The sequence below is a fragment of the Kitasatospora sp. UYEF31 genome, from assembly GCF_057291755.1.
The window spans coordinates 42670-59895 of sequence record NZ_JBXAWK010000029.1; the positions used below are offsets into that span (position 1 = coordinate 42670).

At 68.7% G+C, this 17226-nt stretch carries 15 protein-coding genes; 8 read left to right on the forward strand and 7 right to left on the reverse strand.

What is annotated here, in order from left to right:
- The first annotated feature begins 151 nt into the window (after positions 1-151).
- Positions 152-1642, forward strand: coding sequence for an aminopeptidase P family protein (locus AC0Z36_RS16390; protein ID WP_485463624.1), 1491 nt, complete (start codon positions 152-154; stop codon positions 1640-1642).
- Positions 1643-1792: 150 nt separating this feature from the next.
- Here the strand turns inward: AC0Z36_RS16390 and AC0Z36_RS16395 are convergent, their stop codons facing one another.
- Positions 1793-3055 carry a 2-isopropylmalate synthase gene (locus AC0Z36_RS16395; RefSeq protein ID WP_485463625.1) on the reverse strand — a complete coding sequence of 421 codons (1263 nt, stop codon included), beginning with the start codon at positions 3053-3055 and terminating at the stop codon, positions 1793-1795.
- A gap of 294 nt (positions 3056-3349) precedes the next feature.
- On the opposite strand from AC0Z36_RS16395, the gene AC0Z36_RS16400 reads away from it, so the two are divergent.
- The 4 genes from AC0Z36_RS16400 (at position 3350) to AC0Z36_RS16415 (ending at position 8008) form a co-directional block, all read left to right on the forward strand.
- Complete coding sequence (locus AC0Z36_RS16400) at positions 3350-4015, forward strand: MFS transporter (RefSeq protein WP_485463626.1); 666 nt, start codon at positions 3350-3352, stop codon at positions 4013-4015.
- A gap of 94 nt (positions 4016-4109) precedes the next feature.
- Positions 4110-6503 carry an AMP-binding protein gene (locus AC0Z36_RS16405; protein WP_485463627.1) on the forward strand — a complete coding sequence of 798 codons (2394 nt, stop codon included), beginning with the start codon at positions 4110-4112 and terminating at the stop codon, positions 6501-6503.
- Positions 6491-6790: a hypothetical protein gene (locus AC0Z36_RS16410; protein ID WP_485463628.1), complete on the forward strand. Its 300-nt coding sequence runs from the start codon at positions 6491-6493 to the stop codon at positions 6788-6790. Before AC0Z36_RS16405 ends, AC0Z36_RS16410 begins: the two co-directional genes overlap by 13 nt.
- Positions 6791-7324: 534 nt before the next feature.
- On the forward strand, positions 7325-8008 hold the full coding sequence (locus AC0Z36_RS16415; RefSeq protein WP_485463629.1) for a hypothetical protein: 684 nt from the start codon (positions 7325-7327) through the stop codon (positions 8006-8008).
- A 229-nt stretch (positions 8009-8237) separates the two neighbouring features.
- Here the strand turns inward: AC0Z36_RS16415 and AC0Z36_RS16420 are convergent, their stop codons facing one another.
- Entirely contained in the window at positions 8238-9704 is a 1467-nt protein-coding gene (locus AC0Z36_RS16420) for an aminopeptidase P family protein (RefSeq protein WP_485463630.1), read from the reverse strand.
- A 326-nt stretch (positions 9705-10030) separates the two neighbouring features.
- Between AC0Z36_RS16420 and AC0Z36_RS16425 the strand changes: the two genes are divergently transcribed.
- Together AC0Z36_RS16425 and AC0Z36_RS16430 are read left to right on the forward strand one after the other, a co-directional pair.
- A complete protein-coding gene (locus tag AC0Z36_RS16425) occupies positions 10031-10660 on the forward strand; it encodes a helix-turn-helix domain-containing protein (RefSeq protein ID WP_485463653.1) in 630 nt (209 codons plus the stop codon).
- A 359-nt stretch (positions 10661-11019) separates the two neighbouring features.
- Positions 11020-12708, forward strand: a complete 1689-nt coding sequence (locus AC0Z36_RS16430) for a phytoene desaturase family protein (RefSeq protein WP_485463631.1) — start codon at positions 11020-11022, stop codon at positions 12706-12708.
- A 52-nt stretch (positions 12709-12760) separates the two neighbouring features.
- Here the strand turns inward: AC0Z36_RS16430 and AC0Z36_RS16435 are convergent, their stop codons facing one another.
- The 3 genes from AC0Z36_RS16435 to AC0Z36_RS16445 form a co-directional block, all read right to left on the reverse strand.
- Entirely contained in the window at positions 12761-13618 is an 858-nt protein-coding gene (locus AC0Z36_RS16435) for an ABC transporter permease (protein WP_485463632.1), read from the reverse strand.
- Entirely contained in the window at positions 13615-14643 is a 1029-nt protein-coding gene (locus AC0Z36_RS16440; RefSeq protein ID WP_485463654.1) for an ATP-binding cassette domain-containing protein, read from the reverse strand. Before AC0Z36_RS16440 ends, AC0Z36_RS16435 begins: the two co-directional genes overlap by 4 nt.
- Positions 14644-14795: 152 nt before the next feature.
- Positions 14796-15707 (reverse strand): endonuclease/exonuclease/phosphatase family protein, encoded by a 912-nt coding sequence (locus AC0Z36_RS16445; protein ID WP_485463633.1) that lies wholly within the window; start codon positions 15705-15707, stop codon positions 14796-14798.
- 53 nt (positions 15708-15760) lie between these two features.
- Here AC0Z36_RS16445 and AC0Z36_RS16450 point away from each other — a divergent pair, with 53 nt between their 5' ends.
- Positions 15761-16204 carry a GNAT family N-acetyltransferase gene (locus tag AC0Z36_RS16450; RefSeq protein WP_485463634.1) on the forward strand — a complete coding sequence of 148 codons (444 nt, stop codon included), beginning with the start codon at positions 15761-15763 and terminating at the stop codon, positions 16202-16204.
- Positions 16205-16268: 64 nt separating this feature from the next.
- Here the strand turns inward: AC0Z36_RS16450 and AC0Z36_RS16455 are convergent, their stop codons facing one another.
- Together AC0Z36_RS16455 and AC0Z36_RS16460 are read right to left on the reverse strand one after the other, a co-directional pair.
- The gene (locus AC0Z36_RS16455; RefSeq protein ID WP_485463635.1) at positions 16269-16565 is read right to left on the reverse strand and encodes a hypothetical protein; all 297 of its coding nucleotides are present in this window, start codon (positions 16563-16565) and stop codon (positions 16269-16271) included.
- 110 nt (positions 16566-16675) lie between these two features.
- On the reverse strand, positions 16676-17197 hold the full coding sequence (locus tag AC0Z36_RS16460) for a hypothetical protein (RefSeq protein ID WP_485463636.1): 522 nt from the start codon (positions 17195-17197) through the stop codon (positions 16676-16678).
- Positions 17198-17226 lie beyond the last annotated feature (29 nt).

Consider the following 17226-nt stretch of genomic DNA (forward strand, 5'->3'; position numbering starts at 1 on the left):
GGGCGCGCAGTTGGCCCGGGTGCGCCAACCGTGCGGAGCCGCTGATTGCGCCGTGTCCGGGGTGGCGCACCCGGTCGGTCGCCCGTACAACTTCCTTCGACTGCCCGGCCGTCGATGGCCACGCTCAAGTCATAGAAATGTCATATGTGAAATGGTACTTTCCTTGCGAGCGGACCACGACGACCGGAGGCATGCGGTGGAGCGGCAAAGCGGTTTGCATGGTGTCGGGAGCCACGATCGCGAGGTGTCGGCCGCGTTGGCCGAGTCCTTCCGGCAGGGGTGGGCGGATACGAACCTGAAGCTGCCCCCTGTGCCCGGGGCTGCAAACGCGGCCAAGCGGCGCGCGGCGGTGTCCGAGCGGTTCCCCGGTGAGCGGATTGTCATCCCGTCAGGCGGAATCAAGGCCCGGAGCAACGACTTCGACTACACGTTCAGACCACACTCCGCGTTCATCCATCTCACCGCCGAGCAGGGGACGCAGGCGGTCCCCGACAGCGTCCTCGTCTTCGAACCGACCGGGACGGGGCACTTGGTCACCCTGTTCACCCGGCCCAGGTCGCCGCGCGACGGCGGGCCGAACAGCGCTGAGCTCTACCGCGACCGGCAGCACGGCGAGTTCTGGGTCGGGCGGCGCCGGACGCTTTCGGAGACCGCCGACGCCTTCGACGTCGAGGTCGCCGTACGCGACGACCTGACACGGGCCCTCGGCCGGAACATCCCGGCCCGGGTGCTGCGCGGCGAGGATGCGCTCGTCGATTCGCTGGTGCCGCCGGCCCGCGAGGCCGAGGCCGAACTGCGCACCTTCCTATCGGAGTTGCGGCTGGTCAAGGACGAGTGGGAGATCGAGCAGCTGCACGCAGCCGTGGGGTCCACGGTCGCCGGGTTCCACGACGTCGTCGGTGAGTTGCGCCACGCCACGGACCTCGCACGAGGCGAGCGCTGGATCGAGGGCACCTTCAACCGGCGGGCCAGGCTGGACGGTTACGGCCTGGGCTTCGAGACCATCGCGGCGGCCGGCGCGCACGCGTGCGTCCTGCACTGGATGCGCAACGACGGCCCCGTACGGGACGGGGACCTGCTGCTGCTGGACGCGGGTGTCGAAGCCGACTCCTTCTACACCGGTGACATCACCCGGACGCTGCCGGTCAACGGACGCTTCACCGACGTTCAGCGCCGGGTCTACGACCTGGTCTTCGCCGCCCAGTCGGCGGGTATCGCCGCACTGCGTCCCGGTGCTCGGTTCGGCGACTTCCACGACGCCGCGATGAGTGTCATCGCCGAGGGTCTCGATGCCTGGGGCCTACAGCCCGGCGGCAAGGCGGCCCTCGCTCCCGATTCCACCCTGTACGGCCGGTACACGATCTGCGGCTCGGGCCACATGCTGGGCCTGGACTGCCACGACTGCGCGAGCGCCCGCAGGCAGACCTACCTGGACGGTGTGCTGGAGGTCGGCCACGTCCTCACCGTCGAACCCGGTCTGTACTTCCAGCCCGACGATCTGACGGTCCCCGAGGAACTGCGCGGCATCGGCGTCCGGATCGAGGACGACTTCCTCATCACGGCCGACGGCGTGGAATGCCTGTCGTCGGGCCTGCCGCGCGGCGCGGACGAGGTCGAGGCCTGGGTAGCGGCGCTGCGATGACCGCCCGCCGCCCGCTGGTGGACCAGGTCTGCGGAGAGCTGCGGCAGGCCGGCGCGGTGGCGGTGGTCGGGCCCACCGGGTTCGGCAAGTCCGCAGTTCTGGACGCCGTGTGCACGACGTGGCAGGAGGCCGGGGATCCGGTCGTCCGGCTCAGCTCGGCGTCCGCCTACGCGCACATCGCCTACGCGCCCCGACGACCTCGTACTCGTCGGCGCCGGACGGCGACGCGATCGAGTCGTCGAGGCAGTAGGTCTCCTGGAGCAGCCGCCAGATCTCGGTCGGTTCCAGTTCACGCCCCAGCCTGTCGGCGGCGTTCTGGACCACGGTCGCGAAGTCCCGGCGCAGTTCCGCCGGCAGGTCGATCCCCCAACCGCCCTTCAGCACATAGGCGATGGCGTCCTGGTGGGTGCCGGAGAAGGCCGTGTACACCAGGTCTCCGACGTAGGGGTGCCGGGGGTGCGCCGGCAGGCGGTTGCAGTCCTCGACGATCTCCCGGACGTTGTCGATGTCGGAGATCTCCAACTTCGGGTCGACGCCCTGGCTGAACAGGTTGAGCGCGAGCGTCACCAGGCAGACGTTCCCGGTGCGTTCGCCGTTGCCGAACAGCGTGCCCTCGACCCGGTCGGCCCCGGCCATCAGCGCCAGCTCGGCCGACGCGACGGCGGTGCCCCGGTCGTTGTGCGGGTGCACCGACAGGATGATCGACTCGCGCCGGTCGAGGTTGCGGTGCATCCACTCCACCTGGTCGGCGAACACATTGGGCGAGTGGGTCTCCACAGTGGTCGGGAGGTTCAGCACCAGCGGCCGGTCGGGTGTGGCGCCGACGATCTCCGTGACCAGGTTCGCGATCTCCAGCACGAACTCAGGCTCGGTCAGGTTGAAGGTCTCCGGCGAGTACTCGAACCGGATGTCCGTCCCGGTCGCCCGCTCCGCCAGCCGCACCATGTGCTGCGCGCCCTCGACGGCCATGCGCCGGACCTCGTCCCGCGACATGCCGAATACGACATCGCGCCACAGGCACGCTGTCGCGTGGCACAAATGCACAGTTGCGCGTTCGACTGCGCGAATCGACTCGAAGGTCCGCTCAATGAGTTCGGGACGGGTAGGCGTGAAAACCGAAACCAGCACGTCGTCCGGAATTCCGTCCTTGAGGACCAGTTCCTGAACGAAATCGAAATCGTTGGCGCTTGCCGCCGGATATCCGATTTCAATGTCCTTGAAACCCGTCGCGACAAGCAACTCGAACATCCGCTTCTTCCGGCGCGGGTCCATGGGCTCGGCCAGGGCTTGATTTCCGTCCCTGAGATCGACCGAGGCCCACACCGGAGCATGATCGAACGCCTGGCCCGGCCACCGACGCAACCAGCCGGCAGTAGGTGCCGGTTCGTTCCGCGCATAGCGATGGAACGGCATGGACGACGGGCGCTGGAGAATCCCCCGGCTCCGCTCCGGGAAAGGAATTAGTGAATCTGGTCTTCTTACTCCCACGCTGCCTCCTCTCGCTGTCCTCAACGCTTCGACAGTACGGAATGACTGCCTCCGCAGGGAAGGAGGGGAACTTCTAGACCTGACCCTGGAATCGGACTAATGCGGCGCATTCAGACCGGTCGAGTACGTCTCCTGGTTGACGCCGCGGGTTTCGTCAAGGCTAGGATTTCGCGGCAGTGGTCGGCACGAATACACCGCCTCACGCGAAATGGCAAACACATGGCCAACCCGACCAGCCTCGACAACGACACAACGGACGTGGACAATCCGCCCCTGAGACCCCGCCGCGTTCTGGTGGCAGCAAGCCTGGCGACCGGGATGATCGTCATCGACATCAGCATCGTCAACGTCGCGATCCCGGCGATCCGCGCCAGCCTCCATGCGAGCCTGCCGACGATGCAACTCGTCGTCGACGCCTATGTGATCGTCCTCGCCAGCCTGGTGCTGGCCGGAGCCGCGATGGTCGGACGGTTCGGCGCGGTGCCGATGTTCCGCCTCGGCGTCGCCGTGTTCGGGGTGACGTCCGTGCTGTGCGGTCTCGCTCCCGACGGTGCCGCGCTCGTCGTCGCGCGGGCGGCACAGGGGCTCGGGGGGGTACTGCTCACGCCCGCCACCCTGGTGATGCTCATGGACACCTACAAGGACCCGGCCGACCGTGCCAAGGCCGTCTCCGTCTGGGCGATGGCCGGCGGAAGCCCGGTCGCGTTCGGTCCCATTCTCGGGGGCGCCCTGGTCGCAGCGGTGGGATGGCGGAGCATCTTCCTGGTCAATGTGCCGGTCCGCACCGGCGCTCGCGGCCGTCGTGATCTACCTGCTGATGGCGCTGGCCGTCGGCCTCGGCACGCGACGGCTGCCCGTGGGCACGCCGGACTAAAAGGCCACTGAAAATCAAGGCCTGTTCCGGGTTGCCCACCGGACCAGGCCCTGGGGCCTGTTCTGGAGGCATCGGTTCATCGGACTCCTCACAACCGGAGCACTCATGTCTGAGCATCAGGTGCGGCACGACTTCCCGTCCCTGGCCGCGGCACTGCACGCGAACGATCCCGAATTCGCCCGAGCGGCTCCGTCGCCGGGCGTCGCCGACGCCGTCCGGCGCTCGGACGGCAGCCTCATCGGCACCATCGCGGCCGCCATGAACGGATACGCGGATCGGCCGGCGCTGGCACGGCGGGCCGAGCGGATCGTCGTCGACATCGGTTCGATCGATGCCGCGGTCGACACCGTCCTGGCGTCAGACTCCATCGAGCGCTTGGTCGTCTTCGACTACGACCCGCGCGTGGACGACCACCGGGAGGCCCTGCAGGGTGCCGTCGACAAGCTGGGCGGGCGGGCCGCGGTGGCGCCGTTGCAGGACGAGCTGCGCCGCGGCGGCAAGCTGCCCGTCGTGGAACCTTGTGACGACGGCGATCCGGACCGGTTGGCCGGCCTGATCTACACCTCAGGGAGCACCGGCACACCCAAGGGCGCGATCTACACCGCATCCATGATCACGAGAATGTGGCAGAACGCCTGCGGCGGCATGGCCAGTGCTGCGGGCTGCGGCACGCCGGTGCCGACGATCGTCCTGCACTACATGCCCATGAGCCACGTCAACGGCCGTTCCTGGCTGGTCTCCGGGCTCGCCTGCGGCTGCATCGACTTCTTCGCCGCCCGTAGCGACATGTCGACACTGTTCGACGACATCCGTCTGTCACGTCCGACGGTGCTGAGCCTGGTGCCGAGGATCTGCGACATGGTGTACCAGCGGTACCTGCTCGAAGTCGACCGGGTCACCCGGGCCGGCCCCGATCGACCGGATGCCGAAGCGGCCGCGCGCGAGCATGTCCGTGACTGCATGCTCGGCGGCCGGATCATCAGCGCCCTGTGCGGCAGCGCGCCCTTGTCCATGGTGATGCACACGTTCATGACGTCGGTCCTCGGCACAAAAATCATCGACTGCTACGGGTCGACGGAGACGGCCCGGGCCGTTGTCGTCGACCAGCAGGTGCGCCGTCCGCCGGTGATCGACTACCGGCTGGTCGACGTTCCGGAACTCGGCTACTTCGCGACCGACAAGCCGTACCCCCGGGGCGAGTTGCGACTGAAATCGGTCGGGCTGGTCCCCGGGTACTACAAGCAGCCCGAAGTCAGCGCACGCACCTTCGACACGGACGGCTACTACCGTACGGGCGACGTGTTCGCCGAGACCGCGCCCGACCGCCTGGTCTACGTCGACCGGATCAACAATGTCGTGAAGCTCTCCCAGGGGGAGTTCGTCGCCGTGTCCCGGCTGGAGGCGTTGTACTCGACCAGCCCGTACATCGCGCAGATCTATGTCTACGGCAGCAGCGAACAGGCTTTCCTGCTGGCGGTGGTGGTCCCCGACCGGCAGCACCTGGGGCAGGCCGACGATGCCGCGATACGGGCGGCCGTCCTTGACTCGATGCGGGAACTCGCCCACGGAGCGGGCCTTTACCCGTACGAGATCCCGCACGACGCGGTCATCGAACGGCAGCCGTTCACGATCGGGAACGGGCTGCTTTCGGGCGTCGGCAAGCATCTGCGTCCCGCCCTCAAGGAGCACTACGGCGCTCGGCTGGAGCAGCTGTACGCGGACATCGCGACCGGCCGTGCCGGCCAGTTCGCGGCGCTACGGGCCGGGGGCCGGGACGTCGCACCGCTGGATGCGGTCCTCACCGCGGTCCAGATCACCCTGGGCTATCCCTCGTCGCTGGTTCGTCCTGAGGCCGGCTTCACCGATCTGGGCGGTGACTCCCTGTCGGCGCACACCTTCTCGACGGTTCTCGAGCAGGTCTTCGACATTGAGGTCCCGGTCCAGGTCATCCTCAGTCCCACCTCGACGCTGGCCCGCATCGCGGACCACCTCGGCGCGGCGCGCGGGACGGACGCACCCCGTGCCACGTTCGCCTCGGTGCACGGTCGCAACGCGGTCGAGGCGCGGGCGAGCGATCTTTCCCTCGACCGGTTCCTCGACGAGCGCCTTCTGACCCGGGCGGCGAAAACCCCGGACAGCGCCGCTTCGGTCCACAACGTCCTGCTCACCGGTGCGACCGGCTACCTCGGGCGGTTCCTGGCGGTCGAATGGCTCCAACGCGTCGCCGGGACGGGCGGGCGGCTGATCTGTCTCGCCCGGGCCGCCGACGACGCGGCAGCCAGGCAACGGGTGGTCCAGTGCGTGCGCGCCGCGTCGGGGGACCGGACCGACTGGTTCGACGCGGTCGCGGCAGAGCATCTCGAAGTCCTGGCGGCGGACGTGTCAGCGCCGAAGCGATCTCATCGCTCAGTGCCCGCGGTACGGACGGGTACGTCACGTACAACTCGATCAACGCGAACGACGACGGCGTCTCGCTGGACGAGTTTGTGGACTGGCTGATCCGCGCCGGGCACCCGATCACCCGGTACGACGACTATCGGGAGTGGCACATGCGCTTCGAGGCGGCGGTGCGGGGCCTTCCCGACCACCAGCGGCGGCTGTCGCTGCTGCCGTTGATGCAGGCGTACGCCCGCCCGGGCGAGCCGAGAGTGGGCTCCGCGGCACCGGCCGCGCGGTTCACCGCGGCGGTCGGGAGCCTCGGCGTCGGCAGTGGTCACATGCCTTCTCTCTCCCCGGAGTTCATCGGCAAGTGCGTCGCCGACCTGGAGTTGCTCGGCCTCCTCTAGCGTGCGCGAAAAGCCGTACGTCCCAACGACCTCGTGCGTGATTGAGATCAGGACGTCCTCGCGTGGCGGATCGGCTGGTGGGTGATCACCGCATGGCGGCGCGGCCGGAGGCCAGGGACACGATCGCGTCGATTGGACTGAGCGGGCACCGGTGCGTCAGGTTGCTGCGTATATCGGACCGTCAGACGGAGCGGTCACCGGATCTCCTCGGCGGTGTAGTCGGCCAGTATGCCGACGCGTGTGGACCGGGGCCGGTTGTCTGCCTCGGAAGGTGCAGTGCCGGAGGGGCTCGCGCCGGTGCTCCACCTGATCGCGGCGGGCGCTCACCCGTTCGGCCTCTCGCAGTGTGGGCCAACCGGGAGGAAAGTCATAACTAACCGGAGTCACATAATCGCTCAATGCGGTCGTGTGACGAGTGGGTCCCGGTCGGGGTGGTTGCCGGATCCGGACCGCCGCGCCCAAGGCAGCCGGTTGTAGGCGGCCCACTGCCGAACCCGGAGTACATCTCCGGCACACGACGCGAAAGGCCCCACCATGCGTTTCCTGAACAGCACCGCGCTGCCTCGGACCCTTCTGGTCGCCGCGCTCGCCGTAGTCGGTCTCGTCGGCGCCCCCAGCATGGCTACCGCGGCCAACGGCAGCAATGGCAGTCCCGGTAGCGGCACCTTCGGCGGCACCGGTGGTGCCGGTGGTGCCGGAGGTCTCACCGGCAGCCCCGGCAACGGCGGGAACGGCGGCAACGGCGGGAATGCCGTCGGCGGCCTCGGCGGCGCCGGTGGGTACGGCGGCGCGGGCAACACAGTCAACGGTGGCAACGGCGGCAAGGGCGGTGTCGCTTTGTCCGCCGGCAGCGTCGGCGGCGCGGGCGGCTACGGTGGCGCGGGCGGTAGCGCCGGTGTCGGCGGCTACGGCGGCGCGGGCGGCGCGAGCTACCTCGGCGGTGTCGGCGGCGCGGGCGGCTACGGTGGCGCGGGCACCACTGCCAACGGCGGCCACGGCGGTGCGGGCGGTTCCGCTCTGTTCTCCGGCAGTCACGGCGGCGCGGGCGGGTTCGGTGGTGCCGGTGGCGCCAGCCCCGGATACGGTCCGGGCGGCCATGGCGGACGTGGGGGTAACGGCGGCCTCAACTGCCAGGGCGGTGCGGGAGGTGACGGCGCGGCCGGCCTCGCCAACGGCGTGGCCGGCGCAGACGGCGCAAACGGTACTGACTGTCCCTGACCGCGCCTCAGGGTTCCGGCAGGGCCCGGTCGACTGACCAGTCGGCGATGCGGACGCGGTCGGTTCCGGCCGGATACCAGGATGGACCAGGAGGCGCTTCCCCCTGCCGAAGGGGGAAGCGCCTCCCTTTGTGTCCCGGTGGGATCAAGCGCCGGACCCCGACTGTCCGCCATCGGTCGCGGCTGCGAAGTCCGGGTGGACCAGCGGGAGTTCGATTCGGTCGGCGTCGTCAGCCCCGCAGCCGGGACATCCAGGACTCCACCTCGTCGGCCGTCCGGGGCAGGGTGGCCGAGAGGTTCTCGTTGCCGTCGACGGTGACCAGGATGTCGTCCTCAATCCTGACGCCGATGCCGCGGAACTCCTCGGGCACGGTCAGATCGTCGCTCTGGAAGTACATCCCCGGCTCGACGGTGAGCACCATGCCGGGTTCCAGCGTGCCGTCGACGTACATCTCGGTGCGGGCCACGGCGCAGTCGTGGACGTCCAGGCCGATCATGTGGCCGGTGCCGGCCAGGGTCCAGCGGCGGTGCAGACCGAGTTCATAGGCCTCGTCCACCGACCGGTCGCCGAACAGGCCCCAGGAGCCCAGGTGCTCGGCGAGGGCCCGCTGGGCCGCGTGATGGAAGTCCCGGTACCCGGCACCGGGCTTGACCGCGGCGATTCCGGCTTCCTGCGCCGCGAACACCGCGTCGTATACCTTGCGCTGGACCGGGGTGTAGCGGCCACTGACCGGCACGGTGCGGGTGACATCGGCGGTGTAGAGGTTGTTCGTCTCCACGCCGGCGTCGAGCAGCAGCAGGTCCCCGGGACGGGCCTCGCCGTCGTTGCGGACCCAGTGCAGGGTCGTGGCGTGCGGTCCCGCCGCGCAGACCGTGGTGTAGCCGACGTCGTTGCCCTCGATCCGCGCGCGCATGAAGAACGTGCCCTCGATGGAACGCTCGGGAGTCGGCTTGTCCGTGCCGAGGATGCGGACGACGTCCTCGAAGCCGCGGGCGGTCGCATCGCACGCGAAACGCAGGTCGTCGATCTCGAACTCGTCCTTGATCAGGCGCATTTCGGAGAGGAAGACACGGAACTCCTCGTCGCGCTCGGCGGTCACCGTGCCGCGTACGGCGGCCTCGACCCCCGCGTCGTGGCCGCGCAGCAGGCGGACCGGGCCCGACACCTCGCCGAGCCTCTCGATCAGCGTGCGGACATCACGGCAGGGCAGGCCGAGGAACTGCTCGTTCTCGGTGAGGCTGTTGCGCCGACCGTCCCAGAGCTCACCGTGGTAGTCGTTCCAGAACTCGCCGTTCTCGCGGTCGGACCGGGGCAGCAGGTACGCGATCGCCTCGTGCTTGCCGTCCGCCCCCGACTCCAATATAAGTACGGCGTCCTGGGACTGATCTCCCGTCAGGTAGACGAAGTCGGAGGAGGGACGGAAGGGATAGTCCGTGTCGTTGGAGCGGACCTTCGGGCTGCCGGAGGGGACCACCAGCAGCTCACCGGGGAAGCGGGCGGAGAGCTCGGCCCGGCGGCGCGCGGTGTGCGCGGCCTGCGGGATGGGCTCCAGACCGCGCCGCTCGGTGTCGGCCCAGCCCTGCGTCATGTTCGCGGCGAGTTCGTCGCTCACTCCGTGGATCAGACCGTTCTTCCGCGTCTTGCGCTCGCCCCCGGGGGCTTCGGGCTCCTGGCTCTGAGATGTCCGCTCGGTCACAACCGTCTCCTGAATCGAATCGGTCCAGGCTGCCTTCTGTCGGCCAGCACTGGCAGCGGCGGACGAGCGCGGGCGGACCCCGGCCCGTGGGCCGTATCGCCGCGCCAGAAAGGCCAGCCGCTCCCCACCGGGCTCCCTGTCGGCGAGCCGGCTGTCGACGCGTTCAGCTAGGTCAGCTGTCCGGTCGGGCTGCGGCTCCCTCGCTCCCCTCGTTGGGCGGAGCGATCGACAGATGTTCTCGTCCACCGGCATCATCCGTACGATATACCGAACACCGTCGGGAGGAAAGAGAAACCGTGAGCGCTGTGGAAGATTCAATCCGCGAAGTGTTGGCCGCCAATCTGAAGCAGGTGAGGACCCGACGGGGGCTGTCGCTCTCCGAGCTGTCCCGCCGGTCAAAGATCGGAAAGGCCACGCTGTCGCAGTTGGAGTCGGGCACCGGCAACCCCACCATCGAGACGGTGTTCAGCCTCTCGCGCGTCCTGGAGGTCGCGATCTCCGACCTGGTGGACGCGCGGCCGTCCGGCAGGGTGACCGTGGTCCGCGCCGCCGACGTCGAGGTCCTCAGCGGCAAGGGCGTCGACCTGCGTCCGCTGCGGCGGATCGAGTCAGGTGACTCCGTGTTCGAGATCTACGACCAGCAGGTACGGGCAGGATGCACGCAGGAGTCACTCGGTCACACCGGCAGCGAGCACACCGTGGTCCAGGCCGGCAGGCTCGGCGTGCGGGTGGACGGGCACACGGTGGAGTTGGGACCCGGCGACTACGTGGGTTTCGACGCGGCGCTCCCGCACTCCTACACGGCCCTCGACGGCGCCGTGCGGTCGGTGCTGCTGCTGCACTGCCGCCAGGAGCAGCGGTTGCACCTGACTGATTCCGGACTGCCGCCCGCCGCCACGGCGCTCGGCCCGGACACCGTCGCAGGACACCACCTCATCGTGACCGCTGACGCATAGTCTCCCATCGTTCGGTTTAACGAACCATGTCGTTCCGCGTACACAACAGGGGTGCCGGCTCGGCGAAGTCCGCGCCCTGTCCGTCCAGCCGGTGTCGAGGAACGCGCCCGGGGTGCAGGACTGCCCTGAGAGGTCCCGCCGTACCAGTCCTCATCCCAGGCAGCGTCATGACAAAAACGGCCTCGGTTTCCGGGGTTTGCGGTAATGCGCGCCAGGTTAACGATCCGGCGTCCAAGGCCGGAATCAGCCGCAGCGGCGCTGCGCCGTTCCGGCACGCCCGAGAAAGTCCGCCGACCTGGGTGCGCCCCTGATCTCCGACCAGGCCGCCCACAGCCCAGGCGGCCCGTTGGAGGTACCCGTTGGCATCTCAATCCGACCCGTCCCGGTCGGCCCGCTATGACGCTGTGATCGTGGGTGGCGGCATCGGCGGACTTGTCTGCGCCGCGTACCTGGTGGTCGCCGGACGCAAGGTGCTCCTGGTCGAACAGCACGACGTCGTGGGCGGAAACAGCACAGTGTTCCGCAGACGCCGCAAGTACGAGTTCGACGTCGGCGTGCACTACCTCGGGGACTGCGGTCCTGACGGCATTATCCCGGCGGTCCTCTCCGGTCTCGGCGCGGCCGGCCGCATCGTCTTCCGGCCCATGGCCGCCGACGGCTTCGACCGGATCCTCTTACCCGGGCTGACTATGGACGTGCCCACCGGCTGGGACCGTTACCTGGCCCGGCTCACTGCGGCGCTCCCGGATGAGGCGGTGCGTCTCACGGACTGCGTCGGTGTCCTGCGGGCCGTCGCCGATTCCCTGCGCGGCCGGCTGCTCACCGGGTCGGCCGACTTCACCACCCGTGACGAAGCGGGCGCGGCCATCGCGAAGTTGCTGCGCCGCGGCACGGGGACCCTGGGGGCACTGTTCGCCGACTGTGGTCTGTCGGCCCGCGCACAGACCCTCCTTGCGGCGCAGTCCGGCAACTACGGCAGTCCGCCGTCCACGACCACGACCAGCACGCACGCGATGCTGATGGACCACTACCTGCGCGGCGCCTACTACCCCGTGGGCGGTGGGCAGATGCTGCCCGCCACGCTGATCGAGGTGATCGAAGCGCACGACGGCACCGTCCACACCCGCCGCACGGTCGAACGGATCCTGATCGGCGAAGACCGGAAGGTCCAGGGCGTCCTGCTGACTGACGGTGCGGTGGCGCACGCGCCGATCGTGGTGTCCAACGCCGACTACCGGCATACGGTTTTGGACCTGTGCGCCGGGGCGGGGTTCCCGGCCAAGCTGGTCGCCAGGACCGAGGCGGCGACCGGGCGTTCGGCCCTGTCGGTGGCCTACATCGCCCTCGACCGACCGCTGGACCTGCCCAACGCCAACCTGTGGTGGTGGGGTCACGACGACATTGAGCAGTGCTACGCCCAGGCCATGACCGAACCGGATGAACTCCCTTTCGCCTTCCTGTCTTTCGCCTCCCTGAAGGATCCGGACAGCCACAATGTCTGCCCGCCCGGACACAGCAACTTCCAGGTGATGACCCTGACTCCACCCACCGACCACGTGGTTGACCAGGGGTACCGGCGCGACACGGGCTACCGCGCTGGGAAGGAGCGGCTGTCCGAATCGCTCGTGGCTGCGGCGGAGCGGCTCATCGGGCCGTTCCGGGCGGACATCACCCACCTGGAGACCGCGACCGGGCTCACCAACCAGCGGTACACCGGCAGCAGTTACGGCACTCCGTACGGATTCGCCGACTGGGGCGGACTGGCCCGGCGTCCGGACGTCCGCACCAGCGTCGGCGGTTTGTACGTCGTGGGTCAGAGCACGCGCTATCAGTCGGGCATCGCCGGGACCGCCATCGGCGGCATCGCCGCCGCCGGGCACATCCTGGACCGCCCGCTGCTGCCCGAGGTCTACGCGGGCGCGGTCCTCGGTGACCGGACGCTCCTGAAGGACCCCGACGATACGTACGATCCGCTGCGGATCTCCCGCGGCTTCGCCCGCCGCGACGCACGGGGGCTGGCGCGCATCGACGCGGTGGTCCGGACCTGAGATGTACCGTCCCGGCGGCACCTGCCGCCGGGACCGACGGATCGGTCCGCCCCTACTTCCGGTTGTAGAGCCGCATCGTCAGCGTGCCGAAGACCACGATGAACAGCCCGGCCCAGCCCAGTGCCCAGACGATTTCCGTGCCGGGCCAGTCGCCTGCCATCAGGCCGCGCACCGCGGAGGACACGTGGGTGACCGGGCTGTTGTTGACGAACACCTGGAGCCAGCCGGGCATGGTCTTCGGGTCGACGAAGATGTTGCTGAGGAAGGTCAGCGGGAACAGCACCATCATGCTGACGCCCATCACCGACTTCTCGGAGCGCAGCAGCAGCCCGAACATCGTCCAGACCCAGGAGAACGAGAACGAGAAGACCAGGAGGAGGGCGATCCCGGCGAGCACACCGACGATGCCGCCGTGCGGGCGGAAGCCGATGATCATTCCGACGATCAGCATCACCGCCGAGGCCGTCGCGTAGCGGAACAGATCGCCGAGCAAGTAGCCGACCATCGCCGAGGGCCGCCAGATCGGCAGCGTTCGGAAGCGGTCGAAGACGCCCTTCTCGATGTCGTTGTTGACTGCGACACCGGTGTACATCGTGGTCATCACGATGCTCATGACGAGGATGCCGGGCAGCAGGAACTGGATGTACTCCTGGGTGGATCCGGCGAGCGCGCCTCCGAAGAGGTACGTGTACATCAGCACCATCATGATCGGGAACGCGGTTACGTCGAAGAGCTGTTCGGGGACGTGCTTGACCTTCAGCATGGCCCGCCAGCCGAAGGTCAACGATGTGGACCAGGCACTGGGCCGGGGCGGGCGTTCCCTGGCGATAAGGAGGGCGGCCAGGCTGTCCACGGTGACCGGTGCGAGATCGTCGTCGGACTGGGTCGCGGGGGCCGTTGTGGTGCTCATGCGGCTTCCTCCTTGGTGACGTCGACGGTCGTGTGCAGGGCGGGATTGTGCTCATCAGTGGGCGCGCCGGTCAGCGCGAGGAAGACCTCGTCCAGGCTCGGCTGCCCGAGTGAGAAGTTGTCGACGGTGATGCCCGCACGGGACAGTTCGGCCAGGGCGTACGAAGCCTTCTCGGCGGCGTCGGTTCCGTCCTCCCCCGCGTTGACCCGGGCGGTCAGCACCACCGGGTCGGGCTCCAACTGGATCGGCACGCCGAGCACCCCGGCAAGGAGCCGCTCCGCCTCGGGCCGCTGACCGGCGTCGCGCAGCCGCAGGTGCACCGAGCCCGCGCCGACGGATGCCTTGAGCTCGCCCTTGGTGCCCTCCGCGATGACCTTGCCCTTGTCGATGACCGCGATCCGGGAGGCCAGTTGGTCGGCCTCGTCGAGGTACTGCGTGGTCAGCAGGACCGTGGTGCCCTGCGCCACCACGGCCCGCACGATGTCCCACACCTGGTTGCGGCTGCGCGGGTCGAGCCCGGTCGTCGGCTCGTCCAGGAACAGCAGGTCGGGGGTATTGAGGATGCTGGCCGCGATGTCGATGCGCCGCCGCATTCCGCCGGAGTACTTCTTGACCTGACGGTCGGCGGCCGCGGACAACCCGAAGGCTTCGAGCAACTGCCCGGAGCGTTCCCGCGCGGCCGGTTTGCGGTGGCCGAGCAGCCGGGCCAGCAGGATCAGGTTCTCCAGACCGGTGAGGTCCTCGTCGACCGATGCGTACTGCCCGGTCAGGCTCACCCGGCTGCGGACCGCGTCGGCCTCGTGCAGGACGTCGTGCCCGAACACCCGGGCCTCGCCGCCGTCGGGCCGCAGCAGTGTGGCGAGGATTTTGACGGCCGTGGTCTTGCCGGCTCCGTTGGGCCCGAGAACTCCGTACACCGTCCCCGTGGGGACCATCAGGTCGACGCCGTCCAAGGCACGGTTGTCGCCGAACTCCTTGACCAGGCCTGAGGTTTCAATCGCGAGGTCGGGTACGGGTTTTCTCATGGCGGTCGCATTCATGCTGGTTCCTCTTCGCGCATCACAGGACTGTCGATGTCCGAGGGCTTATTGATCATGATTGCCTGACTTCAGCGGTTTTCACCGTGTCAGAACCCACTGACATCGTCCCCGTGGAAGCGTCCGGACCCAGTCGTGCGTCAGTGCCCCAGCCGGACCACCGCCTGGACCGGCCAGTGGTCGGAGGGCTGGACACCGCCCGGGCCGGTGAACGTGTTCACGCCGGTCCTGAGCGTCTCCCACCGCCGGGTCGCCAGGATCCAGTCGATGCGGTTCCCCAGCCCGCTGTCGCGGTAGCCGTGGAACGTGCCGACCTCGTCGGAGAGGTGTTCCGCAGCGGTGTTCCAGGTGTCGCGGAACAGTCCTCGCCGGGTCAGGATCCGGTACGCGTCCGCTGGTCCGGCGGTGTCGTTGAAGTCTCCGGTGAGCAAGGTCGGCCAGTGGTTGCGCGCCATCTCGCCGATGCGCGGCCGGCGGCCGACCAGCCGGCGGATCAGGCTGGCGCTGCGGCGGCGGGCGAACGCCGAACGGTGGTCGAGGTGAGTGTTGACCAGGGCGAACTGACCGCCGGTGGCCACATCGTCGAAGGCCGCCCAGGTGAGCATCCGCGGGTGGTGCCAGTTGCCCCAGCTCCGCGACCCGATGAGTTTGGGGATCGTGGACAGCCAAAGGTGGTCGTACGCGATTGGCCGTAGTCGCGTCCGGTCGTAGTAGATCGCGGTGTATTCGCCCTTGCCGCCGCCGTTGCGGCCCAGGCCGATCCAGTCGTAGCGGTCACGCAACGCCTCGGCCAGGTCGTGGATGTGCCGGAAACGACCCTCCTGAGTGCCGATGAGGTGTGGGCGTTCCCGGTCGAGCAGGTTGAGGACAACGGGCCGCCGGTCGTCCCAGGCGTGCGGAGGATCATCCTCGGGGCCGCGCAGGTTCAGCGACATGACGTGCAGCGCGTCGGGCGGCACGGAGCCGATGAACGGCCGCGTGACCGCCGCCACCGGAGCATCGGCCCCCAGACTGTCGGCCGTCGGGGCAGGAGGTGTCACAGCTTCAGACATCTCTCCATAGTCGGCTCCCCAACGTCATACCGCGACGGATAGCTTCAGGATCCATGCAGATCAATTACGAAGGTACGTACGAACTCGACGACGACCCGGCCCGGATCGACCGGGACGCCGCCTGGGCGTTCCTGTCGACGGAGGTCTACTGGGGGACCTGGCGTTCCCGCGGGGACCTGGACAAGCAGTTGGACAGTGCCTGGCGGCTGGTCGGCGTGTACGACACCGGGCGCATGGTCGGCTTCGCACGGGCGATCTCGGACGGGGTCGCGTTCGCGTACCTCGCCGACGTCTACGTCCTGCCCGAGACCCGCGGCCACGGGCTCGGCAAGGAAATCGTCCGCTTCATGCTCGAAGCCGGGGCCGACTTCCGGTGGGCGCTGCACACCAGCGACGCGCACGGCCTGTACAAGCAGTTCGGCTTCGTCGAACCGGACGAGATGTACCTGGAACGACCGGGCACCCGCGCGGTGCAGGCGTCGCACCTGAACGGCTGACGCCCCACGGGGTCCGGCGGTCCCGCTGGTCGGCCGTTCGGGCCGACCAGCCGGAAACCGCAGCTCAGTTGAAGAGGCCCTCGATCGCGTTCACGCCCGCGGAGAGCAACTGGTCCACGACATCGGTCACCGACGTCGCCAGGCCGGTGCCCGAAAGCATGACTCCGGCGACGAAGGCCAGGATGATGCCACCGACCTTGTAGCCCTTGTGCGAGACGAGATAGAAGAGGATGAGCAGGATCAGGATGGGGATGCCGATCGTGGCGCCGCCGCTGTCAGTCGACCCTGCGGCGAGCGGTTCCATCGGCGTGGTTGTCCCTGTGTGCGTCGTCCCAGGCACGGCGGCCAGTGGCATGTCCATAATTCCCCTCCGGTGCTGCGACGTTGCCTACCCCTGTCATCCCATCGTCGCGCGGGTCGTGACCTGACAGTGGAAAAACCAGCCGTCCCCGTCGCGCACACCGATCCCCTTCAGAAGGTTCCGCCGGGGACCGTGGCCGCGGCGATCACTCCCGCGAGTAGCCAGGCCCAACGGAGCATCCGCAGTCCGGGCCAGCGCAGGGTCACCAGCACGACCCAGAACCCGATCATCAACCACAGGCTCAGTGCCGCCGGCCCGCCCGCCTCCTGTGAACACGCGACGAATACGCGGGATCCGAAGAGTCCGATGAACACGGCAGGGAACAGCATGGCGAGGTCGAGCCCGTTGTACGAGGAGCGCCACGCGGAAGCGATGGGATCCGGCCGCTCTCTGCCACGTCTCGACCACTCGTTGTCACGCCTTGTGGTGGTTCGTTCCTGACGTTCCGTCCGGCGCGCGCGGGCCGTTTCCCGGCGCGTCTGCGGGGTTTCGGGCCCGTCGGTGGCCGCAGTCCGGCGCAGCCGGTCACGCAGCCGGGCTTTGGCTGGCTCCTGGTGATCGGCCGGATCGCGACGTCCCTTGACTGGTCGTTCGTCGGCCGGTTGTTCGTCGACGGGTCGACCCGTGGGCATTCGGCGGGCGATAAGGCGAGGTCGTACGG